The sequence below is a fragment of the Mycobacterium sp. genome (genome assembly GCF_049802695.1).
Classification (GTDB): Bacteria; Actinomycetota; Actinomycetes; order Mycobacteriales; family Mycobacteriaceae; genus Mycobacterium.
Genome location: NZ_JBARMY010000017.1, coordinates 1 through 9,507 on the forward strand (window position 1 = coordinate 1; position 9,507 = coordinate 9,507).

The 9,507-nt window shown below is 66.0% G+C and carries 12 protein-coding genes; 9 read left to right on the forward strand and 3 right to left on the reverse strand.

The window, feature by feature from the left end:
- Positions 1-393 precede the first annotated feature (393 nt).
- Positions 394-714, forward strand: coding sequence for a hypothetical protein (locus WA317_RS00595; RefSeq protein WP_425171183.1), 321 nt, complete (start codon positions 394-396; stop codon positions 712-714).
- Between the two features lie 270 nt (positions 715-984).
- On the opposite strand, the gene WA317_RS00600 is transcribed toward WA317_RS00595, so the two are convergent.
- Positions 985-1,137: a hypothetical protein gene (locus WA317_RS00600; RefSeq protein WP_425171184.1), complete on the reverse strand. Its 153-nt coding sequence runs from the start codon at positions 1,135-1,137 to the stop codon at positions 985-987.
- 130 nt (positions 1,138-1,267) lie between these two features.
- Here WA317_RS00600 and WA317_RS00605 point away from each other — a divergent pair, with 130 nt between their 5' ends.
- The 7 genes from WA317_RS00605 to WA317_RS00635 all read left to right on the forward strand — a co-directional run bounded on the left by WA317_RS00605 (position 1,268) and on the right by WA317_RS00635 (position 7,753).
- Positions 1,268-1,837, forward strand: coding sequence for a hypothetical protein (locus WA317_RS00605; protein WP_425171185.1), 570 nt, complete (start codon positions 1,268-1,270; stop codon positions 1,835-1,837).
- Positions 1,838-1,911: 74 nt separating this feature from the next.
- Positions 1,912-2,796: a LamG-like jellyroll fold domain-containing protein gene (locus WA317_RS00610; RefSeq protein WP_425171186.1), complete on the forward strand. Its 885-nt coding sequence runs from the start codon at positions 1,912-1,914 to the stop codon at positions 2,794-2,796.
- 54 nt (positions 2,797-2,850) lie between these two features.
- Positions 2,851-3,084, forward strand: a complete 234-nt coding sequence (locus tag WA317_RS00615; RefSeq protein ID WP_425171187.1) for a hypothetical protein — start codon at positions 2,851-2,853, stop codon at positions 3,082-3,084.
- 57 nt (positions 3,085-3,141) lie between these two features.
- Positions 3,142-3,384, forward strand: a complete 243-nt coding sequence (locus tag WA317_RS00620) for a hypothetical protein (protein ID WP_425171188.1) — start codon at positions 3,142-3,144, stop codon at positions 3,382-3,384.
- A gap of 89 nt (positions 3,385-3,473) precedes the next feature.
- Positions 3,474-5,468, forward strand: a complete 1,995-nt coding sequence (locus WA317_RS00625; protein WP_425171189.1) for a hypothetical protein — start codon at positions 3,474-3,476, stop codon at positions 5,466-5,468.
- A 12-nt stretch (positions 5,469-5,480) separates the two neighbouring features.
- Positions 5,481-5,768: a hypothetical protein gene (locus WA317_RS00630; RefSeq protein ID WP_425171190.1), complete on the forward strand. Its 288-nt coding sequence runs from the start codon at positions 5,481-5,483 to the stop codon at positions 5,766-5,768.
- Positions 5,769-6,697: 929 nt separating this feature from the next.
- Positions 6,698-7,753 carry a zonular occludens toxin domain-containing protein gene (locus tag WA317_RS00635; protein WP_425171191.1) on the forward strand — a complete coding sequence of 352 codons (1,056 nt, stop codon included), beginning with the start codon at positions 6,698-6,700 and terminating at the stop codon, positions 7,751-7,753.
- Positions 7,754-7,768: 15 nt separating this feature from the next.
- Here WA317_RS00635 and WA317_RS00640 read toward each other — a convergent pair whose 3' ends face one another.
- On the reverse strand, positions 7,769-8,092 hold the full coding sequence (locus WA317_RS00640; protein WP_425171192.1) for a hypothetical protein: 324 nt from the start codon (positions 8,090-8,092) through the stop codon (positions 7,769-7,771).
- Positions 8,089-8,505, reverse strand: coding sequence for a hypothetical protein (locus WA317_RS00645; protein ID WP_425171193.1), 417 nt, complete (start codon positions 8,503-8,505; stop codon positions 8,089-8,091). The genes WA317_RS00640 and WA317_RS00645 overlap by 4 nt, the downstream gene beginning before the upstream one ends.
- 73 nt (positions 8,506-8,578) lie before the next feature.
- Between WA317_RS00645 and WA317_RS00650 the strand changes: the two genes are divergently transcribed.
- The coding region (locus WA317_RS00650) for a hypothetical protein (RefSeq protein WP_425171194.1) at positions 8,579-9,507 on the forward strand (929 nt) is incomplete at its 3' end.

A 9,507-nucleotide genomic window follows, 5' to 3' on the forward strand; every position in this document is an offset into this window, starting at 1 on the left:
GTGCAGCCGCGCGGGCCGGCGGCGGGTTGGCGGCTGGTTCAGATCGCGGCGCGGGCTGAGTGGTTGGCGGCGGAGGATGCGCGGGAGCGGGCGGCGTTTGCTGCCTTCGTGCACCGTGCACGGTCGCAGGCGGCGACCGAGAGCGTTGGGTTGCTGAGGCCCGGCCGCCCCCGGCCGCCTGGTGGGAACCCTGACGGAGGGTCGGTGAGTGATCAAGTGCCGGCGCGTTTGTTCCAGGTTCGTTTCGAACCTAGACGGATGTTTGACTTGTGCGATTAACGGGAAGGCGGTAAGACTTCGGGTTGCTGAGGCCCGGAGAGAGCGCGTTGGCGTTTAACCCGGTGTGTCAATCGAACACGGAGGGTTAGGCGCATGCTCTTGAAGAGTTCGCCGGTGAAGGTGCTGTGGCGGGGTACGTACAGTCAGGACGGCGACGGACGCGATCGTATCGCGTATAAAAGCGGGAGCCTTGTCGAGTACGTCAAGCTGCTCGACCTCGCCACAGGTTCCTTTCTCGACTACTTCACGTTGGCGGAGGGTGTGAACGGTGAGGTCAAGATTGACCACACTTATCAGCTCACGTTGGAGCAGACGGTGAGGCTGGTGGGTGCTCCCGGCGGGCGCACGGCGCAGAAGTTTTCGCACCGGATTCTCGGTGTCGAAGAGATCGACGCGGACGGCAAAGTGATGCCGGCTGCGAAGTCCTCCGGCTGAGGTTCCGTCGTGCGTAAGCGGGGCGTGGTCCGTACGGACCGCGTCCATTCGACAGTGCGGTTTCTGACTCGGTTCGGCACGTTCACGCCTGAAGAGGTGCGCGATATCGCGGGGCAGCTCCTGCGGTGGGCGAATGATCAGGAGCATGGGCCGGTGGCGTTGCCGGGGTCGCTGCGCCTGGTGGGTGATGTCAGCCTTGATGGCCGCGTGCGCGGGCGCGGCCATCGGCGTGGGGTGCGGTGAGTTCCTGTGGTCCGGTTACCGGCCGGTTCAGGAGGCGGGGGCTTTGGGGGTCAGGTCGTCGCTCTGCTCTCCGTAGTCGTAAAGGACGGAGTTGAGCTGCGCGTTCATCGCTTCCCGGGCGGCGCGGCGGCGGGTGATGTGGTGGGCGATGTTCCGGAGTGTGTTGGTGAGATTGATCATGGCAATCTGATCGCCCGTGGGGAGCAAGGAACGGCCGGGTGGATAAGTGTTGATAAGTGTGAAAGTTGTTGCTGTATCTGTGGATCGACACTTGTTCGCCCGGTTGTGAGGCCGCGAGCCAGGGGCGACAGTGCAGCCTGATCGGGCTCACCTAACACTCGGTGTCGTCCTCCTGGTCTTCGTCGTCGTCGTGCTGCCGGTGGTGTCTGCCGCGTGGCCGGCTTCGGCCCTGGCGTATGCGGAGCCGGCGCGGGTGGCGGCTGGTCCGCAGTTCCCGGCTGTTTGTCCGCCCCGGCCGGCGGACGCGGGGACTTCTGCGGGCGCGGAGGTGGTCGCGCTTGTGACCGTGGCGCAGGAGCTGGCGGACGCTTGCACGCTGGGTCAGCAGCAACGTACGGCGGTGCTGACTGGCGGGGAGCTGCGCTCGTCGCTGGCTCCCGTGGTTAGCAAGCTCGCGGGGGTGAGGGCGGCTGTCGGTCGTGAGTCGTCGAGCGTGACTGGTGCTGAGCGGTCGGTGTCCGAGGTGGTGGCGGATGACGACTCGGGGTCGACGACGGATCAGGTCGTTGCTCTTGATCAGACGGATACCGACGAGCTGGCCTCGGTCGGTGATTCGTTGCACGGGGACCTTTGGGTGCTGATCGGTTGTGTGGTGGGGTGCTTCGCTATGGCAGAGGTTCTGCGGAGGGTGCTGGCGTGAGTAGGGGAGCGGGGCGTGGGTTATTGGTCGCCGCCATCTGCGGGTCCGCTCTCCTACTGACGTCAGGGGCTGCGATGGCCGATCAGCCGGCGTATCTCGGGCAGGTCGAGACTGATAGCGGCTCGGCGCTTGACGCGCTGTTTCCGTTGAGTTCGGACACCTCGGACTCGGTGAGCGGCGGCCCGACTTTCAGCGGGCATGATCAGTCGTTTCCGACGACGGGCGGCCCGGACGCGGGCGGGTATATGCAGCTCGACGCGAACGCCTACGGGGTGCTGGATGATGACGGCGTCGGTAGCAGCTCGACGGCGTTCACGTTCCGGGCGTGGATCGACGAGCCGTCTGGCGGGCCCACGGCGACTCAGGTGATCTTCAACTTTGGGGGAGGGTCTGAGCAGCTGACGCTGTTGGCGGCGGCGAGCTCTGGCGGTGGGCCGCAGTTCTGCGCCTACAACGGCGCTAATACGTGCATTACTGGCAGTGACCCGTTGGCTGCCGGCTGGCATTACATCGTGGCAACCGAGGATTCGACGGGGGACGGCGCGGCGCTGTATGTCGACGGGGTTCAGGTTGCCTCGTCGACGTCTGACCTGGGGAGTCCGCACGGGTCGGACTTCTCCGCTGGGTGCTCGACTGGTGAGTGTGACGTGGGGCGTCAGACGGGCGGGTGCTGCTACCTGGGGGAGAACGGTTCGGGGATCGTGGGCGTGGCCGTGAGCGCGGACTACGTGAGCGCCTACGACGTGTTGCAGGAGTATTCGGCGGGCACGGCTGCGACTGGCTCGGGTGGCGGCGCCGGTACGGGCGCGGGCGTTAGTACGGTCGACTCGGGTACTGACGGTGACGCGGGCATGAGTGGCTTTGTGCTCGCTGAGGCGACTATGGGCGTGCTTTTCGGGATGCTGGCCGGCTGGTGGGTGTTCCGAAAGCTGTTCAGTGCGGGCGGCTGGGGCGGCTGATGAGACTTCAGATGGCGGCGTTCACTCGTAAGGACCGATTGGAGGTGAATTCTCATGTCCAAGCTGGCGAAGGTCGATCACAAGTTGGTCGGCGCGATCGCGTTTCTGTGCGCGTTCGCTGGGCTTGCCGCGCCTTCGATGGCGACGGCGACCTACGACATTACCCCGGTGGTGAACGGGGTGACGACGGACCTCACGGCGAACCTGCCGGTGATCCTGGCGGCTGTCGGTGCCCTGATCGCTCTGGCGATCGCGGTCCGCGCGGCGCGCAAGTTCCTGCACGCTTAGGCGTGGCGGGTGTCGGTGCGGCGGCACAATCACAACTGGACAAGAGGGAGGTGCACTATGTCCAAGCTCGCAAGGCTGGACCGCAGGCTGGTTGGCGCGATCGCGTTCGTCTGCGCGTTCGGAGGGCTGGCCGTGCCGGCGTTCGCTACCGGCGACGGCGCGACGTACGACGTTACCCCGGTCGTTACGGGAGTGACGTCGGATCTCACGGCGAACCTGCCCGTGATTCTGGCTGCGGTCGGGGCCCTGATCGCTCTGGCGATCGCCGTCCGCGCGGCGCGCAAGTTCCTGCACGCCTAGTAGTGCCCTGGATCGTCGGTTTGGCTGTCGTCCTAAGTGTCACGCTTGGGACGGCAGCTCCGGCGCTTGCGTCGGTCCCGGCTGGTGTCGTGCCGGCGGCGGACGACGGCTGGTTTAGCTCGCTCACGACGTCGGAGAAACAGGCGTTTGTCGACTACCTGGTACGGGGCCTTGGTACGCCGAGCGAGGACGGCGGTTCGGTCGAGCTGCCCTATACCGATGCCTACCCGGTCGACGCCAGCGCGGCGCTGCAGTCGGCTATGGATTCGATGGCGGCGACGGGTAAGACCTATCAGGTGCAGGACCTGGCGACGGGCGCTACTGACTCGATTGATTCCGGGCAGATTGGTGAGGCGCAGGACTACCTGTATCACTACGCGGGCGTCTGGGATGCGCTCGACGATGACTGGCAGGACCGTGCCACGTTCACTGGCACTGACACCTCCGACGAGGCGGTGCTGGACCAGGACATGCTGCCTGAGGCGTTCGCGGACCCCGAGGCGGGCGCCCTGGTCGCTGCGGTCGTCGAGCTCGCCCCGGCGGTCTATCAGCTCGTCGCGGCGACGGGGCTGAGTTCTCCGAGCTCGTTTCCCTCGGGCGTGTCCACGGTCACGGGCGTCGACTTTTGCGAGAACGTCGTCGACTATGAGCAGCCGGACAACGTCTGCAGCAACATCTACTCGGGCGACTCCTATGCGCCGGGTGACCAGTGGGCCGACTGTTTCCAGGGGAACACGGGCGGCGTGGGCACCGCTGACGGCAACTCGACTGAGGGCGGGTCAGACTGGGAGCGTGCGGCGGACACCAGCGCGGATTGTGACGGGCTCTGGTTCCCGGCGAATGCTGAGGAGACGGACCCGGCCCCTGGATACGTGGTCTGGCTGACGAGCGGCGCCGCTGACAATCCGGACGGCCAGTGCCACTATGGGAACTTCGCTGTGGGCTCCGACCAGGGGTCCGCCGCTTGCTGGTACGCCTACGGCTTTGACGCCGATGGTTCGAACGTGTCCGGCTGTCCGCTCTACGGCCCCGGAGCTTTAGCTGTGCTCCCGACGCCGAATCCGCTGCATACGCCGCCGGGGCTCGCCTGGGTGGGACTCGGTGACGCGCTGTGTCAGCAGAGCTTTGAGCCTGACACTAATAGCGCGTCGGCGCTGCAGTACCTCCCGCCTCCTGACACGTTTCATGTCGACAGTGGCACGGCGAGCACGCCGTGCGCGGTCCTGGGCGAGGCTGAGGATTGCGGCGTACAGGTGCAGCCGAGCCAGGACCTGCAGTCGTCACAGCAGGACACGGGCACCGCCACGCAGGGATCGACTATCGAAACGTCGGTCGGGAACGTGCTGGACAGTCCGCAGCCGACGACTCCGGGCGCTCAGCCGGGGTCCAACGTGCCGTCCGGCGGTCTGTCTCTCATCGAATGGGGCGCGGACCAGGTATGGAGCGAGCCTGCTGTCTGCGACGGCGAAGACTGCGTTGCTAACCCCGATGTTGAGATACCGGCGCCGTACACCAATGAGCTGAACACTCACTATGAGGCGCGGCTCGACACGCTGGGTTTGACCAATGTGACCCTGCAGACTGCCGACGAGACTCAATATGACCCGTGGCTGGACCCTGACTCGGTGATCCAGGTGCAGCCGGCGCCGGGTAGTGAGGTTGACCCGGTGAGCGATCCCGAGGTGACCGTTACATCTAACCCGGACCCGGACGGCGAGCCTGTCTGCGGCTCGTGCACTTCGTCGGCGTACGTCCCTCCGACGACGGGCGGCATCGTGTGGCCGGCGATCAATACGCCGTGCAACGTGTTCCCGTTCGGGGTGCCCTGCTGGCTGAGTAACCAGTTTTCACAGTTCGTCGCGTCCCCAGAGGCGCCAGTGTTCACGCTGAACGCCGGCCCGCTGGGCGGCGATATCACTATCGACCTGGGGGATATCGACGGGTTTGATACGTCGGCGATCATGAGCTACGGCCGGGTCGTGATCCTGTTTCTCAGCTTCGGCGGGTTCCTGCTGTGGCTGGCTAAGCGGCCGCCGGAGGGGTTCTCGACGAATGATCCGGGTGAGCAGGGGGAGCTGTTCTAGGTGCTCTCATTCTTGTCGAACATCCTCTCGGCGCTGGAGGACTTCCCTAATCTCATCGTCACTGGGGTGGTTGATCTAATCAACCTTGTCTTTTCCGGCATCAGCACGGTCATAAATGGGCTGTTCGCGCTGCTGCCGGGGATGAGTGATGCCCCGTCGATCGTGGGCGGCGTCTGGGTTAACTGGCTCAACTGGTTTCTGCCGGTCGGTGACATGTTGATAGGCATCGCCAGTCTCATCAGCATGTACTTACTGTTCCTGGCGCTGCGCTATGCGCTGAACCTGGTCAAGGCGCTGTGATGCGAGTTTTGCGCGCCATTCGCCGGCTTCGGTGGGTTTTCCTGGTGCTGGCCGTGCTCTTGCTGCTCGGGCGCATCGAGGGGCACTCGGCTACCAAAGCGTCGTCGGGGTCCGCTCTCAGCCGGCAGGCGGCGGTCCTGCAGGCTTCTGCCCTGCGTGCCTATAAGGCTGAGCAGCGGCGCTATGCCGCCTGCATGCGCCACCGGCAAGCCTGCCTGAGGGCTGCGGCGAGGGCCGCGCAGCGGCACCGCCGCTCCCTAGCTCAGCTTTCCCGGCGTCGTAGCAGCCGGCAAGAGGTCCCCTGCCTAGACGCGAAAGGGAAGGTGCACGAATGCAACGTACCGTCATTCGGCTGAGACGCTGGACGCCGCAGCTCGTGGCCGTGCTCCTGGTGGCGGCGCTCGTCGCTGGCTGTGGGCTGTCTAACCCTCTGAGCGCTGGCATAAAGAAATATGAGCATGACGGCGCGAGGGTCACTCGTCACGTCAGCGTGCTTCACGCTGGGCTCTGTGCGTTTCATGGCTGGCGGCTGGTGACGGACCTGCAGCGCAAGCATCCGGCCTGGACGGCGTATCAGGCCTGGCGCGCGGCTCACGCCTGTCGGCGGGTTAGGCGATGACGGCCGACGCTGCCGGCGTCCTGCTCGGACTCGGGGCTTTGGTCGCTGTGGGTCGTCCGAGGCGCGTACGGGCCGGCAGGACGGCTCACACTCGGTTCTATGACTGGTATCTCCGTTCGCCGTACTGGCGGCTGCGTCGTCGGCTTTGGATAACGGCGGCGGGTGGCCGCTGTGAGGCCTGCGGATCGCCGCGTCAGCTCACGGTCCACCACCGGACCTACGCTCGTCTTGGGTTCGAACGGCGCCGTGACGTCGAGGTGTTGTGCTGGCCGTGCCATATGGCGCGCGACCGATGGCGGCAGGCCCGCTGATGGCGATCACTCTCGTTACCGGTGCTCCCGGGCACGGCAAAAGCTATTACGCGGTACGCGAGCTGCTGCGCTGCTTAGAGCGCGGCAAGTACGTGGCCACTAACGTCGAGCTCGAAGAGGGCTGGTGGGAGGTGTTCGCTCGAGCGAACGTGTTTCGGCGTCTGGTGCCCGGGCGTGTCGACCGGATGGCCGTTGACTATCGCCGCCGCGTCCATGTCGTCGAGGACCTGGCCGGGCTGATGAAGCTGCGGATACCCGGCTGCGGCAAGTGTCCGGGGTGCCGGAAGGGCGGTACCTGCCGGCGGGAGGAACGCGGCGTAGCGGTGCTCGACGAGGCGCATATCTGGATGAACAGCCGTACCTGGGACCAGGATGAGCGGGGCGAGGGTCTTTCGCGCACCGAGGCGGTGCAACGGCGGCTCGCCATTACCCGGTTTTTCGCGCAGCACCGCAAACGCGGCTGGAAGGTCGTGCTCATTGCTCAGCAGGCCGGCCTGTTGGATAACCAGGTCCGGGACCTCTACGAGTATCACACTCAGTTGCGCAACCTTCGCCGGCTGAAGTCCTGGTGGAATCCGCTTCGCCTGCTGCCGTTCAACGTTTTTATAGCTCTCACGTTCTGGCACGACCGGTCCAAGACGCGCTGCGGGTCCGAGGTGTTCCTGCTCAATAAGCGCGTGGCCGGGCTGTACGACACGATGGCGACGAGCGGCGGGCTCGACGACGACGACGACGCGATCATGCTCGGGACCGTTCAGGACCGGTTCGCTTCCGACGTGGCCGCGATCGCGGACGGGCTGGCCGGCGGCCAGGACGGCACATCCTCAGCCTCACCCGTCGAGTCTGATCTATCGCTCTTCCCGGCTGCGTCTGAGGCGCCCCCCGTGGGCGCCCCGGCCGTTCCCCCGGCTGACGTCCGGTCCTCCGGCAAACCTTCTCAGTCGGCGGCCATGGCACTACTGGAACAGATGACGGGCCCGGAGCTGCCAACTCCAGGCCCGTCGACCACAAAGCGCGATCAGAGCGCGCACGATGGCCTGTCCGGCACAGGGTAGCCGTCCACTAGGCGATCAGTCGCCGGCGGGTGTGATCGGCCCGCTCGCGCCGTGCGCGCCTTCCCGTGGCCACCGTTTCTGTACGGCTTGCTTGGTCACCCCGAGCTCCCGGCCGATCTGGCTGTCGCTGAAGCCGGAATCCCGCCAGCCGGCTACTGCCTCGCTCTCAGCCTCGGCGAGCTCCTGGCGCAGCATCCTTAGCCACACCCCGGAGTCAGGATCGCCCGCCGCGCATCGCCTTCCTACGGCCCGTACGAGCCGCGACACGGCCATCACTACGTCCTCATCGTCCCGTGGCTGCTGAGGTCGTTTCGCCGACAACGGATGGTTGTCGCTCATGGCAGCCTCAGTCGGTCGTGCTTAGGCGGATCTGGGAACCGCTTGCGGTTCCGCTCCATCAACCTGTGCAGCGCGACCGTACTCAGTCGAGCTGCTGCGCGCACGGTGTCTCGATCGAGCGCCCCTGGGTGGTCGTACCAGTCGACTCGTTCGGGGTGCGAGCTGACCAGCAACGCGACGGCCCGCTCGAAGCGTGCCTTCTCTCCTGCGTGCTTCTTCGCCGCTGCCTCGGCCCGGGCCTGCGCCGCATCGAGCCGTTGGACCAGTTCCTGGCGGCGCTGCTCGGCGGCGATCGCCTGGGCCTCGGCGTACGTCACCTCGGTCGACTCGCACGTCTGTTCTGTTATCTCCTGTTCGGTAGCGGTCCTGCGGTTGCGCGCTGCTACCTGGGCGCGACTGCTGTTATTGGACATAACAGCATGATACCAGATGTGTCGGACGGATCATCCTCAGCCCTGACTCTTGCCGTTGGCGCAGCCCCCTTCGATGCCGGCTGTTGACGTCAAACCGGATGGCCGCGCAGCGGCCCTTGATCTGCATGAGGGACTTTGCACCCCTGGGCCGGCGGAGGTGCCGGGTTGCGATGGCCGCTACGTCGATCGACGCCGTGGTGGCTGCCTGCGGTGGCCGGAGCGCCTGTGGCTGTTGAGCGAGCACGGGCAGCTCGTGCGTGGTCGGTGCAAGGCGACCAATCTTTGTGAGTATTGCGCGCGGTTGGCGGCGGTCGAGAATACGGAAATGCTCGCGCTGGACGCTATGGAGGGGGACGCTCCGGAGTGTTGGGCGGTGTTGACTACGCGCACGGCGACGCTCGATATGGCGGTGTTCTATCGGGGTCGTGCGAAGGTGATCAAAGCGGTTAGGCGGCGGTGGCCTGAGGCTGAGTATGCGAGCCTGCTGGAGTTCACGACGGGCTACGGGCCCCGGTCCGGTGGCCGGCGTCGTCCGCATTGGAACCTGCTTGTTAAGGGTGTTCGTTCGGTCGACGTTGACGAGCTGCGCGAGGTGATCGTGCGTGTGTGGTGCGGCCAGGTGGATGCCGGCGAGGCGGGGCAGCATGTTGGCCTGGTCCGCGATTGCGCCGGACTGATGCGCTACATCGCGCTTCACTTCCAGAAGGAATCGCAGGCGCCGCCGGAGGGCTTCCGGGGCCAGCGGTTTAACTGCTCGCGCGGGTATTTTACGGGTCGCACGCGAGCCGAGGCGCGCGAGCTGGCTCGTGAGTCGTTGTGGCTGAAGCGGCAGCTCCACCGGGCCGGCGAGCTCGGGCTAGAGGGGGATGATGCAGAGGATTGGATCGACGATCAGTTGGCGCGTGAGGGCCTGCCCGAGTGGCGGCTGTACGCTGAGCCGCGTCGGCGATCCCGGGCGGAGCCGGTGCGGCGCTTTGCGGTGACTTCGGCGGGGGTGGCGGT

Coding starts and splice junctions, on each gene's coding strand:
- WA317_RS00615 (WP_425171187.1), top strand. CDS start 2,851: ATGTCCAAGCTGGCGAAGGTCGATCACAAGTTGGTCGGCGCGATCGCG.
- WA317_RS00640 (WP_425171192.1), bottom strand. CDS start 8,092: ATGAGCGACAACCATCCGTTGTCGGCGAAACGACCTCAGCAGCCACGG.
- WA317_RS00635 (WP_425171191.1), top strand. CDS start 6,698: ATGGCGATCACTCTCGTTACCGGTGCTCCCGGGCACGGCAAAAGCTAT.
- WA317_RS00600 (WP_425171184.1), bottom strand. CDS start 1,137: ATGATCAATCTCACCAACACACTCCGGAACATCGCCCACCACATCACC.
- WA317_RS00620 (WP_425171188.1), top strand. CDS start 3,142: ATGTCCAAGCTCGCAAGGCTGGACCGCAGGCTGGTTGGCGCGATCGCG.
- WA317_RS00645 (WP_425171193.1), bottom strand. CDS start 8,505: ATGTCCAATAACAGCAGTCGCGCCCAGGTAGCAGCGCGCAACCGCAGG.
- WA317_RS00610 (WP_425171186.1), top strand. CDS start 1,912: ATGGCCGATCAGCCGGCGTATCTCGGGCAGGTCGAGACTGATAGCGGC.